17 protein-coding genes are annotated in these 24,936 nt (G+C 43.6%); 6 read left to right on the forward strand and 11 right to left on the reverse strand.

What is annotated here, in order from left to right; translation table 11 throughout:
- Positions 1–226 precede the first annotated feature (226 nt).
- Positions 227–1,894, reverse strand: coding sequence for a transglutaminase domain-containing protein (locus V7K62_RS27080; RefSeq protein ID WP_334869602.1), 1,668 nt, complete (start codon positions 1,892–1,894; stop codon positions 227–229).
- A 355-nt stretch (positions 1,895–2,249) separates the two neighbouring features.
- Between V7K62_RS27080 and V7K62_RS27085 the strand changes: the two genes are divergently transcribed.
- The 3 genes from V7K62_RS27085 to recF all read left to right on the forward strand — a co-directional run bounded on the left by V7K62_RS27085 (position 2,250) and on the right by recF (position 6,769).
- Positions 2,250–2,447 carry a hypothetical protein gene (locus tag V7K62_RS27085; RefSeq protein WP_334869603.1) on the forward strand — a complete coding sequence of 66 codons (198 nt, stop codon included), beginning with the start codon at positions 2,250–2,252 and terminating at the stop codon, positions 2,445–2,447.
- A gap of 34 nt (positions 2,448–2,481) precedes the next feature.
- The gene (locus V7K62_RS27090) at positions 2,482–5,364 is read left to right on the forward strand and encodes a cation-translocating P-type ATPase (protein WP_334869606.1); all 2,883 of its coding nucleotides are present in this window, start codon (positions 2,482–2,484) and stop codon (positions 5,362–5,364) included.
- A gap of 256 nt (positions 5,365–5,620) precedes the next feature.
- On the forward strand, positions 5,621–6,769 hold the full coding sequence (gene recF, locus V7K62_RS27095; protein WP_334869608.1) for a DNA replication/repair protein RecF: 1,149 nt from the start codon (positions 5,621–5,623) through the stop codon (positions 6,767–6,769).
- A 103-nt stretch (positions 6,770–6,872) separates the two neighbouring features.
- Here the strand turns inward: recF and V7K62_RS27100 are convergent, their stop codons facing one another.
- The gene (locus V7K62_RS27100) at positions 6,873–7,340 is read right to left on the reverse strand and encodes an MgtC/SapB family protein (protein ID WP_334869610.1); all 468 of its coding nucleotides are present in this window, start codon (positions 7,338–7,340) and stop codon (positions 6,873–6,875) included.
- 645 nt (positions 7,341–7,985) lie between these two features.
- On the opposite strand from V7K62_RS27100, the gene V7K62_RS27105 reads away from it, so the two are divergent.
- A complete protein-coding gene (locus tag V7K62_RS27105) occupies positions 7,986–10,334 on the forward strand; it encodes a putative PEP-binding protein (RefSeq protein ID WP_334869612.1) in 2,349 nt (782 codons plus the stop codon).
- On the opposite strand, the gene V7K62_RS27110 is transcribed toward V7K62_RS27105, so the two are convergent.
- The 9 genes from V7K62_RS27110 to V7K62_RS27150 all read right to left on the reverse strand — a co-directional run bounded on the left by V7K62_RS27110 (position 10,335) and on the right by V7K62_RS27150 (position 20,455).
- Positions 10,335–11,021, reverse strand: coding sequence for a DUF4276 family protein (locus tag V7K62_RS27110; RefSeq protein WP_334869614.1), 687 nt, complete (start codon positions 11,019–11,021; stop codon positions 10,335–10,337).
- Positions 11,021–11,878: an AAA family ATPase gene (locus V7K62_RS27115; protein WP_334869616.1), complete on the reverse strand. Its 858-nt coding sequence runs from the start codon at positions 11,876–11,878 to the stop codon at positions 11,021–11,023. The genes V7K62_RS27110 and V7K62_RS27115 overlap by 1 nt, the downstream gene beginning before the upstream one ends.
- A 302-nt stretch (positions 11,879–12,180) precedes the next feature.
- Positions 12,181–12,843 carry a DUF1361 domain-containing protein gene (locus V7K62_RS27120; protein WP_334869619.1) on the reverse strand — a complete coding sequence of 221 codons (663 nt, stop codon included), beginning with the start codon at positions 12,841–12,843 and terminating at the stop codon, positions 12,181–12,183.
- A 491-nt stretch (positions 12,844–13,334) separates the two neighbouring features.
- Positions 13,335–14,639 (reverse strand): hypothetical protein, encoded by a 1,305-nt coding sequence (locus tag V7K62_RS27125; RefSeq protein WP_334869621.1) that lies wholly within the window; start codon positions 14,637–14,639, stop codon positions 13,335–13,337.
- 150 nt (positions 14,640–14,789) lie between these two features.
- Positions 14,790–16,682, reverse strand: a complete 1,893-nt coding sequence (locus tag V7K62_RS27130) for an iron uptake porin (RefSeq protein ID WP_334869623.1) — start codon at positions 16,680–16,682, stop codon at positions 14,790–14,792.
- 752 nt (positions 16,683–17,434) lie between these two features.
- Positions 17,435–17,914 (reverse strand): hypothetical protein, encoded by a 480-nt coding sequence (locus V7K62_RS27135; protein WP_334869625.1) that lies wholly within the window; start codon positions 17,912–17,914, stop codon positions 17,435–17,437.
- 154 nt (positions 17,915–18,068) lie between these two features.
- Positions 18,069–18,833: an energy-coupling factor ABC transporter ATP-binding protein gene (locus V7K62_RS27140; protein WP_334869627.1), complete on the reverse strand. Its 765-nt coding sequence runs from the start codon at positions 18,831–18,833 to the stop codon at positions 18,069–18,071.
- Between the two features lie 52 nt (positions 18,834–18,885).
- Positions 18,886–19,539 (reverse strand): energy-coupling factor transporter transmembrane component T family protein, encoded by a 654-nt coding sequence (locus V7K62_RS27145; RefSeq protein ID WP_334869629.1) that lies wholly within the window; start codon positions 19,537–19,539, stop codon positions 18,886–18,888.
- Positions 19,532–20,455: an energy-coupling factor ABC transporter permease gene (locus V7K62_RS27150; protein ID WP_334869631.1), complete on the reverse strand. Its 924-nt coding sequence runs from the start codon at positions 20,453–20,455 to the stop codon at positions 19,532–19,534. The genes V7K62_RS27145 and V7K62_RS27150 overlap by 8 nt, the downstream gene beginning before the upstream one ends.
- Positions 20,456–21,704: 1,249 nt before the next feature.
- On the opposite strand from V7K62_RS27150, the gene V7K62_RS27155 reads away from it, so the two are divergent.
- Positions 21,705–22,943, forward strand: coding sequence for a glycosyltransferase (locus V7K62_RS27155; RefSeq protein ID WP_334869633.1), 1,239 nt, complete (start codon positions 21,705–21,707; stop codon positions 22,941–22,943).
- 102 nt (positions 22,944–23,045) lie between these two features.
- Positions 23,046–24,914 (forward strand): glycosyltransferase family 39 protein, encoded by a 1,869-nt coding sequence (locus tag V7K62_RS27160; protein ID WP_334869635.1) that lies wholly within the window; start codon positions 23,046–23,048, stop codon positions 24,912–24,914.
- Positions 24,915–24,936 lie beyond the last annotated feature (22 nt).

Consider the following 24,936-nt stretch of genomic DNA (forward strand, 5'->3'; position numbering starts at 1 on the left):
TAGCCTACGGCATAACACACCCTACTGCCGTGGCAAGCTTAAAATAGTGCATTAAACGTAGACGTAGTAGACGTAGGTTGGGTGGAGCGGAGCGTAACCCAACATATATCAGGATGTTGGGTTACGCAAAGCCTCCACCCAACCTACATTTTTTTTGCAACATTTTAGCCTTGCCACGCCACTACTCGCTTTCTCAGCGCCTTTCCAGGATGCTCAATGCCCTAATTCAAAAGTCTGGCAATTCTTTAAGAATTGTGAACCGGATATGATTTATCGCCAAATCACCGATGGGAATATCTTCTTTGGTTAGCCGCGAACCTTTGCTTGTGACGGTTTCAAAGGTGATACCTTTGCCAATTTCAATGTGATACCAGCATAAGCCCATAAAAAAGCGCGTTGGATAAGGGCCACCTTCAGCAACATCGTCAGGATTTGATTCCATTGGCAACCAGCCAAAATTAGGGACGTAGAACTCCAGCCAAACATGATTAAAGTCGGGTTGTAGCGGCACTCCTAGTAAGTCACTATGGGGAGGACATTTGTACCTGCCTACGGTGCGACAGGGGATGTCATTTAAACGGGATAGGGCAAGTAAAACACCGACATATTCGCCACAGGAACCAACGCCCCGCTCTAAAACTGTATCTGGCGTGTCAATGTAAGGTTTAATACCGTAGGATAACTGATCGTAGACATAATTGCGGATGCTGTGCATTTTCCGCAGCACATTGGTTTCAGAACCAATCGCTTCTCTGGCGGCACGGCGAACAATGGTAGTATCCATTGCTAAATCGTCGTCGTCCACTAGGTAGCGTGTTTGCAATTCTGGGGACAGTTCTGGTATATCTTCTACATCTCTGGGTGTGATGCGATACTTAATGCCTCGAACTTCCAAAAGTGCTTTCCAGCCAAATATATGCCGTTCTCCTGGAGCAAGAGAATCAAATTTAAAGACTGCTACACGTTGCCCCTGTACCACTTCTTCGGTAAAAGGTATGCCAATGGGTTCAACGTGTTTCACCTTTTGACGCTCAGTTTCCGATGGTAGGGCGATGCGCCATTCCACATCAGGTAAATAAACCTCGTCTAAGGGTGCAATTTCCTCAGCATAAGACATTTCAATCAGATAGCCGTTAGAGAGGGCGTAACGTTTATCTGGCTGGTAATGATAATACAGTGGGTGAATAAAAGTGCGATCGCGGAATGTTAGCTCATGACTGGGATCGGCATTGGGGTTATCCCGGATATAAGGCTCCTCTGAGGCATAAGCGACGTAAATACTCTCTTTACCTGTTTCGGCATTTTTATGGATTGCGATGCCTGTAGGAGATTCAAAGGGTGTCAGGACACTGAATTGCAGTTCTCCCGTGGCTCTGTCCATCGCGTAAACTGATTGTTCGATGCGATCGCAAATCCACAGCATTTCTTGGTTGACAGCCAAATTTTCCACCCCAACTCCAGGGGCATAAAATCTGGTAATCTCTTTTCGCGTTTCGCTGTCAAAAACCAAAATGTAGCCCAGCCTTTGGCAACTGACATAAACTGTTGTTTGCCAAACAGCAACGCCGTCAGCCGGATAAGGCAATGTTACAAAATGTTCCAGACCCAAGGCATTGAGCTTGCATAAGTAAACACTATTTTCTCGGCTTACCCACAGGGTATCGTCCCACGCTGCTAGACCAGTGACATCGGTAAATTCTTGAACTTGATGGGGATTGAGAATTTTGCTGTTGTCAGAAGTGGGATCAATCTCCAGTAGATGCCCTTTAATACTGTCAATGGCAATCAGTCTATCTTTAATGAAAGTAATGCCACACAGGGTAGCAGCAGTCAGCGGTCGAATTGTTTTTTGCCCAAACATCTGGCTTGCGGTTGTGGGGGGTGCAAAACTCATATTAAGCATATTTATTCAATGGTTTAGCACGCCTAAGCAATTCAAAATTCAAAATTCGTCTTGAAAAGTTTGCTAGGTCAGGAAACCCTACTGGCACGCCAGTTCGCTTGAGCGGGGAAATACACAAGCGACTGGCTCAACTTTCCACAAAATTAAAAATGGAGAAATGCAATCGTGCCATGCATCCTGGCTATTGACTAGATGAAAATGAAAGCAATGCCAGCCTAAAATTAATTGTGGCAGCTGCTCTGTAACAAAGCTTCAAAGCTCTATTACTCACAATTATCGGTACAATGCGTTCCGATAAACTCTTTCGTGAGAAATAATACTATGTTAAAAAAGGAGGAATTTCCAAATGTTAAGAATTACATATACATTCATCCAACTAGACCTCTTGCATAAATCAAAAATAAAGAACCCCACCCCGCATTTGAGTAAAGCAAACGCTCCAGGGGTTGGGGGTGGGGTGTTATGGACTTTTGCAAGAGGTCTACTGAGCGATCGCCTTAATGTAACTTTAGAAGATGGTTTTCCTGCCATCACTAAATTATGATCGAATTTTGTAACCATTTGCTGTGACCTACACGATGTCTGCTAATTCTCTGCCTGAAGGTGCCGCCGTTTGGCATAGTTTAGAAGTTGATAAAGCGCTAGACCTGCTCGATAGTAACGCAAACAGCGGCTTAACACCCCAAGAAATTCAACAGAGATTACAAAAATACGGCCCCAACGAACTTGAAGAAACTGCTGGCCGTAGTACTTGGGAAATTCTGCTGGATCAGTTCAAGAACATTATGTTGTTGATGCTGATTGGCGTAGCTTTGATTTCTGGGTTGATAGACCTCTGGGGTTGGCGAACGGGCACCTTGAAGCCCGGTGAAGTGCCATTTAAAGATACGATCGCGATCTTAGCAATCGTCATTCTCAATGGCATACTCGGCTACGTGCAAGAAAGCCGTGCCGAAAAAGCCCTGGCAGCCTTGAAAAAAATGACTTCTCCCTTAGTGCGGGTGATCCGCGACGCTAGACAGGTGGAGATAGCAGCCAAGGAATTAGTCCCAGGGGATGTAATGCTGCTGGAAGCTGGGATGCAGATAGCCGCAGATGGACGCTTGATCGAACAGTCGAATTTACAAGTGCGTGAGTCGGCATTGACTGGTGAAGCCGAAGCGGTGAATAAACAGTCATCACTAAAATTGCCAGAGGAAACATCATTAGGCGATCGCTTAAATGTCGTCTTTCAAGGAACTGAAGTAGTTCAAGGACGCGGCAAGGTTCTGGTGACTAACACCGGAATGACTACAGAACTGGGTAAAATTGCTGCGATGTTGCAGGCGGTAGAAAGTGAACCTACCCCTTTACAGCGGCGGATGACTCAACTGGGTAATGTCCTGGTTACGGGTTCTTTGATTCTTGTGGCGATCGTCGTGATCGGCGGTGTGATCAAGGACGGAGGTTTTAAAAACATTCAAGAACTCTTGGAAGTTTCCTTGAGTATGGCGGTTGCTGTAGTGCCAGAAGGTTTACCCGCTGTAATTACCGTCACCTTGGCACTAGGAACCCAGCGAATGGTGCGCCAAAACGCCTTGATTCGCAAACTGCCAGCAGTGGAAACATTGGGTTCTGTAACTACCATCTGTTCTGATAAAACCGGCACCCTGACTCAAAATAAAATGGTGGTGCAATCGATTTCCACCAATCACAAAACTTTTCGCGTCACCGGGGAAGGTTATGCTCCCACAGGGGACTTTCAGTTAAATGGTCAAAAAATTTCCCTAGAGGAATCTCCAGAAATCTCAGCGTTATCAGTCGCCTGTGCTGTTTGTAATGATTCGGTGTTGCAAAAAGAACAAGGTGAATGGGCAATTTTGGGAGATCCGACAGAAGGGGCATTAATCACCCTGGCGGGAAAAGCCGGAATCGAAAAAGACCAGTGGAACAGTAAGTTACCTCGCGTTGCGGAGTTTCCCTTCTCCTCGGAACGTAAGCGGATGAGCGTGATTGCTCAGGTGCAACAAGTCGCCACAGGTGAAACGTCTTCGAGGGGTATTGACCCAGCGATCGCCGGTTTTCTCCAATCTGAACCTTACTTAATGTTTACCAAAGGTTCTCCAGAGTTAACCTTGGCACGTTCCACTCAGATTCATTTGGGTAATGACACGGTTACTTTAACCGAAGAACAACGCCAGAAAATTTTGGCAGAAAATGACCTAATGGCGAGTAAAGGTTTACGGGTACTAGGTTTTGCCTACAAACCCCTTACGGAAATCCCACCGGAAGGTTCAGATGAAACATCTGAGCAAGACTTGGTATGGCTGGGATTGGTGGGAATGCTAGATGCGCCACGCCCAGAAGTCAGAGCCGCAGTCCAAGAGTGTCGGGATGCAGGCATTCGCCCAGTGATGATTACTGGCGACCATCAATTGACAGCACGAGCGATCGCGACTGATTTGGGAATTGCCCAAGAAGGCGATGCCTTCGGCAACCCCTCCGGTGTACGCGTCCTTACAGGTCAAGAATTGCAGCGAATGAGTGACCAGGAATTAGAGGAAAACGTTGACCTGGTGAGTATCTATGCCAGAGTTTCCCCAGAACATAAACTGCGAATTGTCCAAGCACTGCAACGCCGGGGCAGATTTGTCGCGATGACAGGCGATGGTGTCAACGATGCTCCAGCCCTCAAACAAGCTGATATCGGGATTGCAATGGGCATTACTGGTACTGATGTCAGTAAAGAAGCCAGTGACATGGTGTTACTTGATGACAACTTCGCCACCATTGTCAGCGCCACCAAGGAGGGGAGAGTTGTTTACACCAATATCCGCCGCTTTATTAAATACATCCTCGGCAGTAACATTGGTGAAGTTCTCACAATTGCCGCCGCACCTTTAATTGGTTTGGGAGGCGTTCCCCTTACCCCCTTACAAATTCTCTGGATGAATTTGGTGACAGACGGTTTACCAGCCTTGGCATTAGCTGTGGAACCTCCAGAACCGGATGTGATGCAACGTCCGCCTTTTAGTCCCCGCGAAAGTATTTTTGCTAGGGGATTAGGTTCTTACATGATTCGCATTGGGATAATATTTGCCATTATCACCATTGCCTTGATGTGGTGGGCTTTTCAACATACCCATGCTGCTGGGTATAAGGGCGATCGCGATACTTGGAAAACAATGGTATTTACTACCTTGTGTATTGCCCAAATGGGTCATGCGATCGCCATTCGCTCCAACAATCGACTGACCATCGAGATGAATCCCTTCTCCAATATCTTTGTATTAGCAGCTGTTGTCGTCACCACGATTTTGCAGTTGATGCTAGTTTACGTCCCACCCCTGCGAGATTTCTTTGGTACTCACTACCTGACTCTAGAGGAATTGGGGGTTTGTATTGGCTTCAGTGCCTTAATGTTCGTGTGGATTGAAGCGGAGAAGATATTTTTGCGGATTATGGGCAAGAGCGCTGTGTGAAAAGGAAATTTTAGATTTTAGATTTTAGATTTTAGATTTATCTAGAACTAGCCCTTTCAAGTTGACTCGTAAAATCCCTTTTTTCTCTCAGCGCTCTCTGCGGTTTAACAGTAATTTATTTAACCACAGAGGCGCAGAGAACACAGAGTAAAGAGATTAAAGAGCAATTTCTTAACGAAAATTTTTACCCACCTTGAAAAGGTTAGTTCTATTATCTTCAATCCAAAATCTAAAATTTAAAATCCAAAATTGACTTATGTACCTGAAAACTCTAAACCTCCGACAATTTCGCAATTATCAAGACCAAAAGGTTGAATTTACTGCTGCCAAAACAATTTTGGTCGGTAATAACGCTCAGGGGAAGTCAAATTTGTTGGAGGCAGTGGAGTTGCTGGCGACATTGCGATCGCACCGAATGACCCGCGATCGCGATTTGGTTCAAGAAGGGGAAGCCATAGCCCAAATTAATGCCACCCTTGAGCGACAAACAGGACTTAGTGAACTTACCTTAACCCTGCGCCGCAATGGTCGCCGTAGCGTTGCTCTCAATGGCGAGTCGATCCGCCGTCAAATGGATTTTCTCGGCGTTCTCAATGCAGTCCAATTTTCCAGCCTGGATTTAGAACTAGTACGCGGCGGCCCCGAAGGTCGCCGCAACTGGTTAGATACACTATTAATTCAACTTGAACCAGTTTATGCTCACATTTTGCAGCAGTATAATCATGTGTTACGCCAGCGCAATGCTTTTTTAAAAAAAACTCAAGACGGGCTAAACCCTACCTATCCGCTAACAGCACTAGACACTCAGCACGGGCTAACAGAACTGGCGGTTTGGGATGCACAGTTAGCGACCACAGGAACCAGGGTAATTAGACGACGCGATCGCGCCATCCAAAGATTAGCTCCGATTGCTAGTGCTTGGCACGCCAGTATTAGCGGCAGTACAGAAGTTCTGCAAATTAAGTACGTACCTAATATTCCTGTAGAGGATAACCAGCCAGAAGAAGTACAGCAAGCTTTTTTAGCAAAAATTCAGCAGCGAGCCGTTGCCCAAATGCACCAAGGCACTAGCCTTGTCGGCCCCCATCGCGACGAAATAGAATTGACTATTAACCAGACACCCGCTCGTCAATACGGTTCTCAAGGTCAACAAAGAACACTGGTTCTAGCTTTAAAATTAGCCGAATTACAATTAATTGAAGAAGTCGTCAAAGAGCCACCATTACTATTACTTGATGATGTTCTGGCCGAACTAGATTTATCTCGCCAAAATCAATTGCTTGATGCCATTCAAGACCGCTTTCAAACCCTGATTACTACCACTCACTTGGGTTCTTTTGATTCCCAGTGGTTGAAGTCCTCCCAAATTCTTTTTGTGAAAGCAGGCGAAATAATCCGACAGTAACTTTGTTTTTATTTGTGAGAAATTTAAATTTACATCTAGCTGAGAATCGATGCCCCAGACATTTTTATTTATCTCTTGATAAATCAAGTTGCTTTGTCTGTAATTATGAATTATTTTGATGTTTTTCTAACCTTTTAAAAACGTTGAGAATCAAAAAAGTTAGTAAAGCACCAATGAATCCTAATTGCCACAAACCACAGCCAGCAGCAATTCCCAATGCAGACGAAACCCAAATAGCCGCTGCTGAGGTGAGTCCGTGAATTTCAAGTTGCTGTGATTCTTGGGAAGATTGGCGCACAATTTCTCCAGCACCGAGAAATCCTACACCAGCTGCAATCCCCTGAATTACGCGGCTAAGTGCATCAGGACTAGCTTGCAGTCCTCCTGTTTGGATGATTATCAAGGTAAATAAGGCTGAACCTAAACTCACCAGTATATGAGTTCTTAAACCGGCTGGTTTACGCCTAATTTGGCGTTCTAAGCCAATGGTGGCTCCAATAAGCAATGCAATACATAGCCGGAAGCTGATATTCAGCCAATCATTAGGTGCAAGGTAGTAAGTGTTTGGCAATCTTTAATCTGATATGGATAATTCTATATACTAAGTTGAATCGTAATATTTTTATAAAAATATTACAAAACTATTCTAATGTTTTATTAATGGAGTTTAATCCAATGGGTGTAGTGCAATAGCCTATCTCATATTTGGATTATATCAATTTAGGAATGGTTTGAAACTGCGAATTAATATTTTAGATTGTTAGGATTTTTTTCAATAAGATATTATTCTGCTCAATAAATGGAGATTTGCATTGTTAAATTATGGCAACGATGGTAATTTGGGCAAGCTACATGAATTTTAAGTTTATTAAATAGTTTTTTGGCTATTTAAAATAACTGAACCATAAAATTCTACCTTAAATTGCTAGATTTAACCCATACACTCAATAATTAAATATGATACCGCCATGTACAACTCGAGCAAATCGGCTGATGTTCACAACGTCAGCCTTCTCCTGAGAAAAGGATTTCGCCCACACTTCGACAGGCTCTGTTACCACAAAGGGCGTTACTCTTACCAAGTACATAAGTCCTGAGTACTTTTTAATTCACTCTAAGCAGAGGGACTTAGCACTGATTCAGGAGTCAGTGGATTAACCTGATAACATACCACGAAGAAATGGCTATGGCTACAAATAGACAAATAACAAATTGAGTGGATAAACTCTACTGGCTAGACCAAATTAAACTACAAGATCGCGCCAAAGTAGGTGACAAAGCGTTTTACTTGAGCAAAATTATCCAGCGTGGCTATCCGGTGATGCCTGGTTTTGTAGTTTCAGCAGAAATTTTCGCAAAATTTCTCGAAAATCTCAATAGTTCAGAATCATTAGTGGCTGACTTACCCGATTCTTCGCTACACCTGGATGTCACGAATTGGCGTCAACTTCAGCAGGTGGCTAGTCGCTTGCGCCAAGAAATTCTGGCTGCAACTGTAACCCAGGAGTGGGTGAGTACAATTTTCCAAGCAACTAGAGAATGGCAAACTAGCTGTTTGATTCTTCGGCCAACTTTGGCAGTATCGACTGCAACTCCAGGTATGAAGAATATATCGGGTTTGCTGGAGTCGGTATATTGCCAGTGCGAACCCGAAGCGATCGCATTGGCATTAAAGCGTACCTGGAGTCAAATATTTCGGGCCCGAAGTTTATTATATTGGCAGAACTCAGGAATAAATCTGCAACAAATTAATCTCGCAGTTTTGGTGCAACCTGTTGAGAATGCGATCGCCAGCGGCTTGCTCACAGCCAACCCCTCTGGGTGGGAAATTGAAGCTACTTGGGGATTAGGAATAGCGATAGCTCTTGGCGAAGTACAGCCAGATGTCTACTACATTCAACCGGAAACTGGGGTTGTGCTTGAGCAACAACTGGGCAATAAAATGCTGGCTTATGGTGTTGATGATGCAGCGTCTGGAGTTTTTTCGCAACCCGTGCCGAACTCAGTGCTAACACCAGATCACACTTGTCTGATTACCTATCAACTTCCACAAGCCCAACAAAAACAGTACTCTTTACAAGAAGAATATTTACAAAAAATAATTGCTCTGGGAACTCAACTGGTAAGTGAACTAGGTAAAACCTTTACGATTAAATGGACTATCGCCGGGCAAACGACATCAGGCAAGGTCTACATCACACAAGTTAGTCCTTCGCAATCTGTAATTCCCCACCTACACTTCATTCGAGGACTAGGGGCAGCAGGGGGACGGGTTGTGGCGACTGCCCTGGTAATTATTAATCCCCAACATCAACCCGAACAACTACCCAAGGGAGTGATTTTAGTAATACCAACGATTACACCTGATTGGTTGCCATTACTGCAACAAGTTGCTGGTATTATCACAGAACAAGGGGGATTAACCAGTCACGCCGCAATTCTAGCTAGAGAATTAGGTGTTGCAGCAGTAGTCAATGCAACATCTGCCACAACTTTAATCCAAAATGGCGAACGACTGCTGCTTGATGGCGACAGAGGAGAAGTTTATCGCATCAAAGGAGACTTAAAAGAGGAGATGAACAGAGGGAGAGAAGAAAATCTTCTTTCTTCCCATCACCCCAACCCGAAAGCGCCCCAGCCTTCTGTTACGTCTCATCTACCTATGATTGCTACCCAATTGCTGGTTAACTTAAGTCAGTTCACTTTAATAGAACAAGTGCAAAGCCTGCCTGTGGATGGGGTAGGATTGTTGCGCTCAGAATTGATGGCATTAAATATATTGAACGGGCAACATCCCAATAGTTGGATTTTAAGCGGGCGTCAGGCAGAATTGTTAGAGCTATGGTCTGAGCATATTATGCAGTTTGCTCGTGCCTTTGCACCAAGACCAGTTTTTTATCGTTCTTTAGATTGGCGATCGCAGGATTTACCATCATTGAGTAATAGTTTACAATCTTCGCCACAATCGATGTTAGGTGAACGCGGCACCTTTAGCTATTTACGAAATCCCGCAGTATTTGAATTGGAATTGAAAGCTTTGGCGAGTGTACAGCAAGCTGGCTACAGCAATGTCAATCTACTATTGCCCTTTGTACGGACTGTAGAAGAATTTGTCTTTTGCCGTCGCAAAGTTGAGCAAGCTTTTTTAACCGAGGTGACTCAGTTTCAATTGTGGATGATGGCAGAAGTGCCAAGTGTCCTGTTTTTATTGCCAGAATATGTTAAAGCAGGTGTCGCCGGAATTTCTATTGGTACAAATGACCTGACCCAATTATTGCTAGGAGTAGATCGAGAACAAGGACAGCTAGCAAAAGTATTTAATGAACGTCATCCAGCAGTTATGAGTGCGATCGCTCAACTCATCCAGATGGCTGAAAGTGCCGGTATACCTTGTTCAATCTGCGGTCAAGCACCAGCCCTTTATCCAGAAATCATCGATAAGTTAGTGGAATGGGGTATTACTTCTATTTCCGTGGAACCGGAAGCAGTCGAGCGAACATATCAAGCGATCGCTCGTGCTGAACAACGCATAATTTTAGCAGCAGCACGCCGAAAACTTGATTAGTTAGGAGTGATTCAATGATTCTAGGCGTGATAGCCATGTGTTGAAGTGGGGACACCTGCTCCGAATTACTTGCAGTCCAATCCGTTCAGCCAACTGTGCTCCAAAAGCACGCTTTGCTCCTCCATAATCAGGAAACTGAGCGATGATGCGTTTACTGGGAGCTGTCTGCTGTCCGTCGTTGATCAACTCAGGTGTTTCATATTGATTAGCGATCGCCTTAAGAGCCTCAATCTCCTTTGTGCGATGAGCATAAAAGTATTCAAAGCAGGTTGGATCAGCAAAAAGATATGCCTCGTATTCATGTAACTGAATGTACGGGATGAATCGGTAATCACTGATATCTTCTGCAAAGCGTTGCTCTAGAAATTCGACCCGTTGTAGAGGATTTTGGCGCAAACTCTCGGACTCAGCCAATCCCGGAAAATCAGGAGCAATAGCATACAAATCAATCATAGTAGTAAAAAACACCTTAGAGCCTTTCTCCTGCTTGAGAAGGCGCAGAATGTCATCCTTCATAGGCTCGTACTTTCGACCGCCACCGCGATGCACATAACCTTTTTTTCTGGCATGGGCAATCAGCATAATCTTGTCCATAAAAACACTATATTGAGCAAGATATAGTTTTAGGATGTTATCGGCGAATGTCTGCTCGGTCTGTCCTTCAGCAAATAGGTAGAGGCGTATCATCAATGTGGTCCTCCCCCGGCGATATTTTTCTCCCAAACTTCTCCCAAACTGTACTCGTCGAGCCAAGGTTCCAATTCTGAGGGATTTAGCCGCTTAAATTGCGACTCCTTACCCTCTCGGTTTACCGCAATCACATCTTCAGGATCAAAATTATCCAAAAAAGAACTAGATTGGGTGCTGATGAGGATTTGCGTATGGAGCGAAGCCTTGCTAAACAAGGCAGCCACAACATTTAGAGCATAGGGGTGAAGACCTAGTTCTGGCTCATCAACAACGATGAGTTCTGGTAGTTCATCCTCTGGCTGTAAGAGCAGTGTTACAAGACATATAGCGCGTAAAGTGCCATCTGAAAATTGATGGGGTCCAAATACGCTATCTGAATCCTTTTCTTGCCAGTTCAGAATGACACGACTAGATGCATCTCGCTCAAGAACAAAGTCATCGAAAAATGGTGCAATTAAACGGATTGTTCCGATGATACGTTGATAAGTTGAAATATTTTCTTCGCGGAATTTCAGAAGTAATGCAGCTAAATTTCCGGCATCAGGCATGAGCCATCGGTTATCGCCAACGTAACAGGATTGCCGCACTCCCGCCGTAGAAGATGTATCGTGAAAGTGATATACACGGCAACGATCAAGCAAGTATTTGAGCGTCCTGGCTGTTTGTTTACCTTCCTCTGCTGCTTGACTAATTTTTGTTTCCTGATGCCCTGCACCCAACTGGTCAATCCTTGGGGATGTCCAACCCTTTTGCAGAAAGCTCAATGTCTCATCGGCGAAGATCAGCGTATCACCGGCTGCATGGAATAATCGCAGATGATAGGTATCCACCCCGTTTTCGACTTCAAACTCCAATTTTGCTTCGATCTGAGGAGTTATCTTGGGTCCAAAGTGCAAGAGGGACTGAGCACGCCCCGACATACCGATATATTGTTGGAAGCGTCCAGCCATCATCTCATTAAGCATCTTGAAGAACGAGATAAGATTACTTTTGCCTGCTCCGTTTGCTCCAATCAAGATATTTAAGGGACGCAACTCAAGATCCATCGCCTTAATAGACTTGAATCCGTTAAAGGTTAATCGTTGCAGCCTGTTCAAAAGTCAGTCTCCTGAATCCGTAAATGTGTATTTGCTCCTCTTGGCTAACACCCACAAACTCATCCAGCGTTGGGAGTGTCAGGATCGGTTGATTGTGTCTTGATAGGATATGCATTTTTTGGTTGCCTGACTAAACCCAAAGTCACTCGTTTCATAATCCAGTACAGCCCGACAAGGATCACAAAACTGATCGCAATAATCACCAATGGCTGTTTACCGAGAATTTCTTCAACACCTTTGGTAATTACGGCATCGGGTTGAGTAATAAAATCCCAACTGTTGAAACGCAAAAATCGCCCCCAATAGACACCAATAGCACAGAGAAAATGTGTAATCAACTCAAAGCGCCAAATCCATTGGCTTTTGCCGATGCGATGTAAATAGTGACCCCAATTAATTAACGATATTACATAAGCTTCAAATCCACCGAGAATTACTAGCAAATACACAGGAATAAGTACTAAAGTAATTATCCACACCGATTGAATCGTGCGGATATCATCTATCAAGTGAATTACATCGGTCAACAAATACGGTGCATTTGGTAAGAAAGCATAGAAAATTAAGAATCCCAGCCACCAAAGCCAAGTGCCACCGCGTTTCATGCGAAATAGCCACACACTCAAAGCCAAAGGTATAAAAGCCAGAAACAAATTCCAAGTCATCCAACTCATATTAATTCGCAAGACCTGCATGACTCTGGCTATCAATTCTTCTTTCATAGGTGCTTACTCGGAAGATGTTTGATTGATGTAGGTTCACTCTGTAGTGTTAGTGTTAAGCTCAGTGATTGATTGATCGAGTTTTTGTAGTCCCCAAGAAAATTAATTTCCTCCAACATCAAACAATATTTTTGTGTCATTTAAAAGTAAATACATACTGATATATATCCAAAATTTAGAGTTTTTGTGTGTTTCATGCTGGAAGCTGAAATTTATCAATCAATCGGCTTAAGCCACTAGTATAGCCAGAAAATCATCAGGGTAAAATCTACCACCGAAAGGTAATCTGAGCAACAAAACGCCGCGAATAACTTATGGTGGACTTTTTTTATCGCTATGTTGCCCATGTAGTGACTATTATATTGATTTCATCTTGCCCTGCTAGAGTTCCAGAAGCACCCAAAATTTTTGTCAAGTCAGCCTTTTTGTCGGGTGGGCGAGACGCCCACCCGACAAAAAGTAGTTGGATATTTTTATTTGAAAGTCCCTAACTAACGCAGTAGCACCCGACTACGGGGCCCGATCGCTTGTTTCGGTGAGGTGGGTATTGTACAACTTTTAGCAGAATCCTGTGAACAAGCAGCTTGAGCAAGGGTTGCAGGGTTGACAACTACTTGATTTACCTCTAGGGAATTACCGTTACTCAATTCCATATTAGGTGTAGTAGAAAGTGATGGAGAATTAGATCCAGATGTGTACGTTGTCGGTGTCGAGGAAGCGATCGCACTACCACCACTAACTACAGGTGTAGGAGTGGCTGTGCTACCACCGTCAATTACTGGCGGGGGATTGGGTGTATTACCACCACTAATTACTGGCGGGGGATTGGGTGTATTACCACCACTAATTACAGGTGTCGGAGTGGGTGTGCTACCACCACTAACTACAGGTGTCGGAGTGGCTGTGCTACCACCACTAACTACAGGTGTCGGAGTGGCTGTGCTACCACCACCAACTGGTGTGGGAGTTATGAGAGTTGCAGTTGCAGGTACTTTGATTGTTATTCTCGCCAGGGGAGAGTTAGTCATTTCCAAAGATGTCACCTTTGGCGAACCTGGAAGATCGGATTTGAAATCAAAGACTGTGGGGGTTGCACCACCATTGCGATCGCTATATCGGACTCCATATCCACTCACTTCAAAAGTACCCTGATACTGGTTTCCCGTGTTTGGATCGGTGACAGTACCAGTGTATAAAGCTTTTGTGAGATTAAATTCATCCTGAACTACTCCTTGAAATATCGTTCCTGCCAATTTTCCCTGGTATTTATAAGGTGTCAACTCACCATCAGAGAGAATCGGCGAAGTCAGAACACCATTAAAGGAGACAATCGGAATGCCTTTAAAGTCAACAAAATAATGCAGACTACCATCCTTACGTGTTTCCACCTTCACATAGCCTGACTTGTATACAGGAACGTAGTTAGGATTGTTTTTAGTACCTAAGTTCCGAGAGTAAGTCCCCGCATCGTCTGTATCAACACGAGTAGTGCTTTGATTGAAATTGGGATTAATGCTAGGAAGTTGGATAGTCCCTGATAATGTACCAGTGCTTTGAATTGTGATTTGAGCGAAAGCACTTGTTCCACCTAAACCGATGAAGAATGCGGCTAAACTGCTGCTGCTAAGAACTGCACAACCCAACTTATACAATTTTAGATTTTGGGTCGCATCTTTGGTGCGCTTCCAGCACAACTTAGATTTTGGATTGGGAATTGCCTTTTGCATCTGGGTTGTGTAAATCCATCTGTTGCCAACATTTTTGCAAGTGCTATGAGTTGATGAATCTAATTTCATGAAAAATTTGCTCCTTTAATCACCTGTAAAAAAAATACGTCTATGTTTCTGCATGAGTTTGCCTTGCTCTCACTGGATAATGAAAGCATCTAATACTGAATAAATCAGTATGAAAATAGCGTATTTTATTACATCTACATCAGTACAAAATTAAAACCGGAAAGTTGCTCTTAATGTCCCAACTATTAATGCATCGTTAGCAGCATTGTGATCGGGATTGAAAATGACAAACAAGCCTGGAGTCAAGGCAATATTGTCACTCAGTTGGGCGCGGTAAAAAACTTCTACGTGAATTGATGTGTCACTACGTCCCCCTGCTGTCCCGCCATCAGAAAAGTTGGGAAAATTGAAGCCTTCGGGTAAAGTACTCGAAGTAATTTTGGGCGGTTGTCCGACGAGAACGCCCCCTAAATTCCCAGAACGCAGCAAATTAGGAAAAGCCGCGAATACCATCCAATTGGTGGTTTCTACACTTCCAGAAAGGTTGAATGGTTTGGAAGAAGTAAAGCCACCCCAACCCCCCAATTGCAAGTTAGGGTTAACTCGCCAAGCAACGGTAGCGCCAATTGCTTGGGTATTGAAAGCTGTCGCACCTGCAAAAGGTGAAATCAGTTGAGAATCGCCAATACCACTTCCCAGTAAGCCATCTGGAGAGTGGGAATAGAGATAATGTACGCCGACATCGATGTTATTGGTGGGTGCTAAACTTAACTGACCGCCAGCAGTATATCTACCGCCAAATAGTCCGCCCTGGTTGATATTGCCAGAAAAACTGGGTATTTCCGCACTATAAACGCCTTGCAAACTGATGCGATCGCTAATCTGCCAGTCAAAGCCTATACCACCAGTGCCGTTACCAATACTTAAAATCGGGTTACGCTGACCAAATAGAGATATTGCACCGTCGCTAGAACCTTCTAAAGGGCTAATACCGCGAAAGGTGTTGATTGGGTTGACTCCCGCCGTCCCGACGACAATTCCCAAGTTATCTGAGAGAAGAAATCGATAAGATAAGTCACTAATAACTAGATTGTTGTCTGTATTTGACTCGAAACCCAACCGTCCCATATTGGTAGATAACAACGATGCATTAGAACCCAAATTACCCGCAGACAGTCCAGTTAACAGCAAATCTCGCCCTGTAAATGAAGTTGCTAAGGTTAGTTGGGCGCTACTTGTAAAAGTCAGATTGGTTTTTCCCTGGCGTTCAGGTATTCCATCTCTAGGAAACAAATCGACATCGGGGCTGTTGGTTCCCTGGACGCTAAAAATGGCTTGACCAAATAATCTGGTAGTTGTGGAAAACTGATTAGCTTGTAATTCACTAGTGCGGTTTTCCACAGCCTCTACATGCTGCTGTAATTGCTGCAACTCTGCTTTGAATTCGCCTTGTAACCTTTGCAGCAAGATTAAATCTTCATTATTAACAGTATTAATTTTATTGTTAGCGTCGGCGTAGCCCAGAGCAGGCATCGCATCGTTAATCTTCTCCAAACAAGCATTTAAACCAACTGCAAATTCATAACGGCTAATGCTACGATTCCCCAGATAAGTCCCATCAGCGTATCCAGCAATGCAGCCATAGCGTTCTACTAAAGACTGCATTGCACTAAAAGCCCAGTCTGCGGGTTGCACATCCTGGAGTTGCGATACTGAGGTGACTTGAGACATTTGGTTGTCTGAGTCTGGGGGATGGGGAGATAGAGAGAATTCTTCTTTGTTTTCCTGGTTCTGGGCAACTTCTGTTACAGGTTGAGTATCTTTTAATTCAGCTAATTTAGAGGAACTGATGAATTTAATTTTTCCTCTACTTTTTCTAAGTATATTTTCGTACTTATTTTTTATAGCTGATGAGGTGGTGATATCTGGTTGCACAAATTCAGGTGGTGTAATTTCAGCAGGTGAGAAAACTTGAGATAAATTTTCCTGTGTTGACTGCTGCACCGGCTTTTCTGAGAGAATTACGGACTGCTTTGGTAAATTTAACACAGATATTGGCGCTGTTGCTAGCAGACTCGCCATCAGTAGACTAATATCACTCATGGTATTTCATTTGACTTGCACCAACACTTCTTTTGACAGATAAAGTTGGTGTATATCAGGAAACTTTTGAATAAAGAAGTGATAAAAGTTACTTTTTATCTGAGAGGCATCACGGTGTCAATGAAGAAGGGAATAGCTTACAGGGTAGGACTCAATACGGTTCGGATAAGACACGATCCCCCCCAACCCCCCTTAAAAAGGGGGGACTAAAAATCGCTCTATTTCCCCCTTTTTAAGGGGGACTAAGGGGGATCTTTAAAACCTATGCACCTTAACCGAACCGTATTGGGGTAGGACTTACGCATTGACGCAAAATACAAAGCATGAAGGGCTTGAAAAACCACATCTGTCGTAGGGGCACAGAAAAAGCTCATTGGTGTCAACTTAAGCCAAAACCCTTTTAAAACCTCGTTTCCAGCCTCTGGGCTGGAAATGCTGCGGCTCTGCCGCCAGCAAGGGAGGCGGAGCCTCTAGGACAGCATTCCCAGTCAGAGACTCTTAACGAGGGAACGAGACAATCTCTAAAAGCTGGTTATAGGCAGGCTTTCACCTTAAGTTGACACCAATGAGCATTGCTGTGCCCAGTACAGCGCGGGTTTACCGATCGTCAAAGAACAATTAATAAAGACCTGAAACGACCTATTTTCGTGAATACATACCATGATTAATTTGTACAGTGCGTAAGTCCTACAAATTACAGATTATTCCCTATCACCTGTCACCTCTGGCCTAATCGCAATGCCCCAGATAGATTATTCTGGCTGGCTACAATACTTATTCATCTGATTGACTAAGGTATCTGACTGTTTGCCAACAGTTATAGCTGCTGTTGTCAGTGTTGAGTCAATTTCGGTTCTAGCCTTTTGGATTTTTTCTCTACCAGATACGGACGCTTCTGCTGTCTTGGTTACACCAAGCGCCCTACCTGCCTTAGCGATCGCTTGACTGAGATTTTGAAAAATCTTCACAAAACCGCTTTGAAATTCTTTCAGCTTCGGATCTGTTAAATTCAGTTCTCTAATCGATTTAGTCACAAATTCTAAATCTTTAGATAACTGTATGCTGGTTATCACTTGTGTTCCTTTATTTGTATCAATTAGAGAAGTTCCAGCATTCACAACTTTAATCAGTCGCTGGCACTGGGAAACTTTATTTTCGCTGCAACTAGTAACCAACAAAGCAATACTTAGGCTAACAGGAGCAAGAACAGTATATTTATGTAAAACAGACATTAACACCCCAACAGCAATAAAACTCACAATATAGTATCCAATATTACGAGTAAAAGAGGTATTTGGGCATTGGGATTAGGGGAAGGATCACAGGTAACGGGTGATAGGGAATAATCTGTACCCTATTCCCTTCTTCACTCCCCCTGATCCGAAATCACCAATCTATCGGCAAACCCAACTGGTCTAAAGTAGCACCATCTTGCAAAAGTGGTTGAATATCGCTGTCTATTTGAATGCGACCGGCAGACAGTACCAAAGCACGTTGAGTAACTCTGCCTAGCCAATGTAGGTCATGAGAGGCAATTAGTATCACCTGCACGGGTAACTTTAACAACACTTGCGCCAAATGACGCCGCCATGCTGGATCAAGACCGTTAGTCGGCTCATCCAAAATTAGAATTGTCGGTTCTAGGGCTAAAATCGAGGCTAGGGCGGCTAGGCGTCTTTGTCCACCAGAGAGTTCGTGGGCGGAACGATTGGCGTAGGCTTCTAGACCAAAATCAGCTAATAACTGTCGGGCGCGATCGCTAGCCTCTGCTGCTTTGATTCCATAGTTACGTGGCCCAAAGGTAACATCTTCCAAGATGGTGGGCATAAATAGTTGGTCGTTGGCATCTTGGAAGCTAAAGCCAATTTGACGACGCACTTGCGGTAAAGTTTGCGGTTCTACGGGGATGCCATTAATTGTAATTTTCCCTGTTTGCGGTTGTTTTAAGCCGATCAGGTTCTCCAGCAAGGTGCTTTTTCCAGAACCTGTTGCTCCCATCAATGCCACGCGATCGCCTTTGTTCAAGGTAAAAGATATTTCCTGTAATACTGGCTCCTGGCGGGAATATGCATACACCAGGTTCTCAACCTCGACGACAGCTGTATGGGGGTTATGGGTTGATGTTTGGGGATTAGAAGTTAATGATTTCAAAATTTACAACTCAATATTTAAGTAGCCGTGATCAACTGCGTCAGGGAGTGGGTTAAATTTTGTAAGAAGTTAGGGTAACAACAGCAGCGATCGCCCAAGCTACTAATAGGGCAAAACGTTCTTTTGGTCTGAGGGTAGAATCTATAGGCAATTGTCCGTTGTAACCACGAGCTACCATTGCCGCGTAGACTCGCTCTGCCCTATCTAGACTACGGAGATACAAAGCTCCAATCATGGCAGCACTAGCATAGCGCAACCATCCCGTAGTTCCAGTCAAACCGCGTAATTGAGCGCTGCGCTGCATCCGCGTCACTTCTGAGAGCAAAATTTCCATATATTGCCCAGCTAATAACAAGTTTTCCTTTAAAGGTGCTGGCACAGGTAAGCTTTTGAGGGCAATGCCGAAACTGTGGGGCGGTAAGGTTAACAAAAAACTATTCATAGTAACCAGACAAACTAGCGAACGAACTAGCAAAAAACTGGCTCGTTCCCATCCCAAGGGCAATGCTAGCAATGACAAAAAAATCAATTCTGTACCGAGTAATCCTCCCAATTGGCGAATTGGTACGCGCAAGAAGCAAGCCCATAAAAGTGCGATCGCGCCATATACACTTAGTCCATACCAAGCATGATGCTTTAATAAAGCGGCTCCCACCACAATCACTAGAGACAGTTGCAAGCGTAGCGGTAAGGAAAGTTTAAGCATTCTTCGGTTTCACTACCTTGGCAATTCCAAAGGCAACAGCAAAGCAAACCGCAGCTCCCACCAGTCCAGCGATACTAGTGCCAATTGGCCCCAAACCCTCAATTCCATAGTTAGCTAAGGGAGTCGGCACAATTATCCGTACTTTCTCGCCTAAGTTGATGAAGCCCGTGTTTTGGGCAACTTTCTCCAAACCATCGGGCCAGGCTGAGGCAAAGAGTGACAGCACTCCCGCAATCAAAAAAATGGTGACAATGGGCACTGACCAGCCGCGAAACTTGTGCTGTTCCCCTGGCAACAAATCTGGTCTGGCTGTGGCCAGATAAGTCAGCACACTCCCAGTAATCAGCCCTTCGCCGATGCCAATCAAAATATGCACACCAGTCATGGCTGGTAAAACTATCGCTACGGGTGCAGTTCCTGAGAGGGCTAATTCAATGGCACAAACGATCGCAGCTACCACCACACTCACACCAGCTGCTATACCAGCAGCCAAGGGTAAGCGCCCTTTAGACCCCCCCAACAGCCTTTGCAAGGTTTCGGTTAAAACCCAGCCAACCCAAACCCCAACTACTGCCATGTTGAAAATGTTTGCTCCCAAGGCTGTAATGCCACCATCAGCAAATAGCACGGCTTGAATAATTAAAACTGTGGCGAGACACAATGTTCCTGCCCAAGGACTGCCCAAAACGATCGCAGCTAAGGTTCCCCCCAACAAGTGACCACTAGTACCTCCTGCTACCGGAAAATTGATCATCTGGGCGGCAAAAATGAAGGCAGTGGTTAGTCCCAATATCGGCGCACGACGAATACCAAAAGCTTCTTGCGATCGCCCGAAGGCAACAAACAGCGCTGCCGCACTCGCTAAACCAGTAGCCCCTGCCACCGGAATAGAAACAAATCCATCAGGAATATGCATAACCTACCCTGTATTCTTAGAGGTTCATTTACTCAAAACAAGCAATAAAACAACGCCATCAATTTAATAACAAAGAAAGTTTTTCTCTTTTTTGCAATGCCCTATTGGGGGATTTTGTCATGTTACTTTTGACATATTTACGATCCAGGGTCTACTAAATAGTATACTTATTTCGGAAGCTGTTAATTTTTGTTAACTTGATTTTTTATATCCCTAAACCTGGAAAAATCTTGCCAAAGCGGACTGTATATGTTTTGGTACAACACGGCGTCAATAAACCACCCATTCCAAATCAATGAAACCCTTACCCTGTATTCATTTTTAATTTTTAATTTTTAATTCCGCCTTGCGGTACTAGTCCCGTTTGGTTGATGAAATTACTCCTATAGGGGAGACGAGGCATAGCTTTGGCTCTTTGGGGTTCTTTATGTTTAACTAAGTAATCAAGTGGAGATGATATTAACTTATGGAGTCGGTCGTTTTTTCAAAAATAAAGCAGGAATCTATCGCTGCTCTGACAGTTGAGAAATAGCTATAACTATTTCTCAAAAAATTATTTTTATTTTTATTTATCTGGTGATAATTTATTAATTCCAGACTTATTAAATCAACAAGTAAATTTTTCCGGGTATAACAAGCTTATGTAATCAGCATTTGCACTTTATTCCTATCTATTTATAACAGCTATTAACAAAATAATTATCTCCTGACTAATTATTTGTTGATCACTGTTATAACTGATAGAATGCATAATCCGATCACCCAAATTTATAATACTCCAGATTAAATTAATATTCTCCGTAGTAGTATTAAAAAATTATAAAAATCTGCTCCATGCACTGTATGTTTGCTGACTTAGTTTGCTTAGTAGTATAATATTTTTCGACAAAATACGTAATTTATCAGAAATTATCATAAAAAAAGTGCTGAAATGTGAAATTTAGATGAAATTTGGGAAAATATTGTGAATGGAAGTGCGGGAATTACTAAACTTTCAAAGCAACTAAGTAGGTAGGCACGAATTAATCTAACTATGTAACAAAATGTAAAACCGTCAAAGTCCTTGTGATTGCTTAGTTACACTCCGTTTCACTGGCAATGAAATACTTGTAAATTTTCCCATATACTTACTTAAGTGTAACAAAAGTATTCCTCAATTTTTGATTAACTAGGTTCAATCAATAAAGTCAGCAGATGTTTGGCTCTATTTTCCACGGACTTTACACACCCTCATTCTGCAATTTGGAATATGAAAACAAACTCATCCAACTCGCTATTAACAGTATCAACTGGCCCACTAAAGATTTCAGAGTTGCCCCCCAACTCCGTGGGTACAGGTGATGAATCTATTCATCTTTCTCTAGTAATTCCTACTTATAAAGAACGTGACAACATCAAGAATGTAGTCAGCATATTGAGTCAGTTATTGGATGAAGCTATTGCAGGAAAATATGAACTAATAGTGGTAGATGATGATAGCCCAGACCGAACTTGGGAGATAGCGCAATCCTTGACGACAGAATACCCCCAGTTGCGGGTGATGCGACGCCAACAGGAACGGGGGCTATCCTCAGCGGTGATTCGTGGGTGGCAAGCAGCTAGGGGGAGTGTGTTGGGGGTGATTGATGGAGATTTGCAGCATCCACCAGAGGTACTAATACAATTGTTGAGTAGTATTGAGCAGGGAGCAGATTTGGCAGTAGCTAGCCGTCATGTAGAAGGAGGCGGTGTTAGTAGCTGGAGTGTTGTTAGGCGTTTCTTGTCTCGTGGCGCTCAGTTGTTAGGCTTGGTGATCTTACCGGGGGTGCTGGGCAGAGTTTCCGACCCCATGAGTGGTTATTTTATGGTACGCCGGAGTGCGATCGCAGGTGCAACACTCAATCCAGTCGGATACAAAATTCTCCTAGAAGTAATTGGCCGGGGAAAAGTAGACCAAGTTGCCGAGGTTGGGTATGTGTTTTGCGAACGCAAACAGGGTGAGAGTAAGGTGACATGGAAGCAATATATAGATTACATCCACCACTTAGTGCGATTGCGGCTTTCCACCGGGCGAGTAGGACGATTGAGTAGAAAAGTCAATTTCCCCATCGGTAGATTTGTCCGTTTTGGGTTTGTTGGCTTTAGTGGTGTGTTTGTAGATTTAACGGTGTTTCACTTGCTGCGTACTGTAATTCATTTAGGTTTAACTCGCAGTACAATTCTTTCGGCGGGAGTGGCAATCATAAATAATTTCCTCTGGAATGATTTATGGACTTTTAGTGATATTTCTCAGAGGCAACGTGCTTTGCATCAACGTTTCAAGCGATTCTTGAAGTTCAGTGCAGTCTGTTTGGCAGGAGTTATATTACAAGCTCTAATAATTAACTTTCTCTATAATGTCTTGGAAATAAATCAGTATTTAGCTAAGTTGATAGCGATCGCAGTTGCTACCATCTGGAATTTCTGGATTAATTTGAAACTTAGCTGGCGCGTCACAGACGTGAAATAATCACAACAACGGATTTGAGATTTTGATTTTTGTTTTTAGATTTTAGAACGAACTTAAATCCCAAACGTCAAATCTACAAATCCATTTGTGTGAGGCCTCGCAATGAGAGTTCTTTTCCAAGGTGCATTTTATTTTTACAAAAAAATTATCTCGTTGCTACCCGTCTATGCTACCCATTTCCTGTCTCTAGCAGATACAACCTCTGGCTTACAACACAAGTATTGGCATAATTGGCAGACTCGCCTCCCTCCTTTCTGGGTTCACTCTTTGCTGATCTTAATCTGGTTGATCGTCGGCATCAGCTTGCGCCTAGCCAACTTGACTGCAAAGCCTCCTTGGACTGACGAATTTTCCACCTTGGTGTTTAGCTTGGGGAATACTTTTTTATCAGTACCCCTAGATCAAGCGATCGCACCTGATATCCTATTACAACCACTGCAACTAAACCCAGTGGCTAGTATTGGTGATGTGGTTCATAACTTAGCTACACAAGATAGTCATCCACCACTATATTTTGTGCTGGCTTACCTGTGGATGAAATTATTCCCCAGCGAAGGAGGATTAGTCTCGCTGTTTGGGGCGCGATTGCTACCAGCTATCATCGGTGCCGCCTCCATCCCGTGTGTTTACGTATTAGGTAGAGTAGCATTTCGTTCGCCATTAGTGGGACACTTGACTGCTGCCATGATGGCAATATCACCCTACGGCGTATTTTTAGCACAAGAAGCGCGTCATTACACTTTGGCAATCTTATGGGTAATTGGTTCCCTCACCTGCTTAGTAATTGCCACACGTCATATTCAAAACCGCACACCTTTACCCATCTGGATAGCACTTCTCTGGGTAGAAATTAATGCTTTAGGTATTGCGACTCATTATTTCTTCATCCTCACCCTCTGCACAGAAGCCGTAGTTTTGATTTTTCTTGCTTGGCTTCAATTGCAAACTAGCAGCAAATTTTCTCTCCTCTTCTCTCCTCTCTGGCGGCGGATCTATGCCGTTGCTATCGGTACTTGTGTAGCGGGTTTAATTTGGATACCAATCTTATTAGAGAATAAAAATCGTGGTGTTTTGACCGAGTGGATTCGAGGTTCGCGCGTTGGACTAGATTGGTTAAGCCCAATTTTTCAGGCTTTAGGAACATTGATTGCAATGATTTGCCTGTTACCAGTTGAATCTTCTCAAGCTTTGGTTGTGATTCCTTCTGGAGTGGTAATGCTGACTTTCTTTATTTGGGCAGTACCAATTTTGTTGCGTGGGATCAAGATTCAACTACAGCACCCAGAAAACCGGATTATGATCCAGGTGTTTATCGGAGTCGCCATCAGCGCGATCGCTTTATTCTTTATCTTTACCTACTTTTTGGGAATCGATCTGACCAGAGGTGCTAGATATAATTTTGTTTACTTTCCCGCGATCGTTGTTTTACTAGGGGCAAGTCTCGCAGTTTGTTGGCATCCTCCCAAGGAATTGATGGCAAGAGAACCAGGAACAAATGGCGCACAAAGCATAGGCAGATGGGGAATAAACGGGAAAAAAGCCGTGATCTTAATTTGGTTAATGGGATTTGCCAGTGCAGTTACAGTCATATGCAATCTCGGCTATCAAAAATATTATCGCCCTGACCTGTTTGTGCAACTAATCCAACAAATATCTCCAGTACAAGTACTGATTGCCACTACCCACAAAACTTATATCCACACTGGGGAAATGATGGGGGTAGCGAGAGAGATGAAACTTGCCAATTCACCCCAAAATCCTCTATTTCTCCTTGCTCATCAAGTCCAAGACCCGAATACTTCCACCATAGCTCTGGAAAATACTTTAAATAAATTACCACGACCTTTTGACTTGTGGCTGGTAAACTTTCACGCACCCGTCGCCGAAGCCGTCAAAACATGCGTTATATCTGATACTCAATCTTTGCCAAGCGTAGACGGCTACGAATATCAACTTTATCATTGTCAATAAGTTGGGGACTGGGGACTCAGGG

Origin of the sequence: Nostoc sp., from assembly GCF_036917935.1 — a bacterium.
Lineage (GTDB): Bacteria > Cyanobacteriota > Cyanobacteriia > Cyanobacteriales > Nostocaceae > Nostoc.

Excerpts from the sequence above, each read along its gene's own strand:
- V7K62_RS27080 (WP_334869602.1), bottom strand. The coding sequence starts at position 1,894 with ATGAGTTTTGCACCCCCCACAACCGCAAGCCAGATGTTTGGGCAAAAA.
- V7K62_RS27085 (WP_334869603.1), top strand. The coding sequence starts at position 2,250 with ATGTTAAGAATTACATATACATTCATCCAACTAGACCTCTTGCATAAA.
- V7K62_RS27090 (WP_334869606.1), top strand. The coding sequence starts at position 2,482 with ATGTCTGCTAATTCTCTGCCTGAAGGTGCCGCCGTTTGGCATAGTTTA.
- recF (WP_334869608.1), top strand. The coding sequence starts at position 5,621 with ATGTACCTGAAAACTCTAAACCTCCGACAATTTCGCAATTATCAAGAC.
- V7K62_RS27110 (WP_334869614.1), bottom strand. The coding sequence starts at position 11,021 with ATGATACGCCTCTACCTATTTGCTGAAGGACAGACCGAGCAGACATTC.
- V7K62_RS27120 (WP_334869619.1), bottom strand. The coding sequence starts at position 12,843 with ATGAAAGAAGAATTGATAGCCAGAGTCATGCAGGTCTTGCGAATTAAT.
- V7K62_RS27125 (WP_334869621.1), bottom strand. The coding sequence starts at position 14,639 with ATGAAATTAGATTCATCAACTCATAGCACTTGCAAAAATGTTGGCAAC.
- V7K62_RS27130 (WP_334869623.1), bottom strand. The coding sequence starts at position 16,682 with ATGAGTGATATTAGTCTACTGATGGCGAGTCTGCTAGCAACAGCGCCA.
- V7K62_RS27135 (WP_334869625.1), bottom strand. The coding sequence starts at position 17,914 with ATGTCTGTTTTACATAAATATACTGTTCTTGCTCCTGTTAGCCTAAGT.
- V7K62_RS27145 (WP_334869629.1), bottom strand. The coding sequence starts at position 19,539 with ATGCTTAAACTTTCCTTACCGCTACGCTTGCAACTGTCTCTAGTGATT.
- V7K62_RS27150 (WP_334869631.1), bottom strand. The coding sequence starts at position 20,455 with ATGCATATTCCTGATGGATTTGTTTCTATTCCGGTGGCAGGGGCTACT.
- V7K62_RS27155 (WP_334869633.1), top strand. The coding sequence starts at position 21,705 with ATGAAAACAAACTCATCCAACTCGCTATTAACAGTATCAACTGGCCCA.
- V7K62_RS27160 (WP_334869635.1), top strand. The coding sequence starts at position 23,046 with ATGAGAGTTCTTTTCCAAGGTGCATTTTATTTTTACAAAAAAATTATC.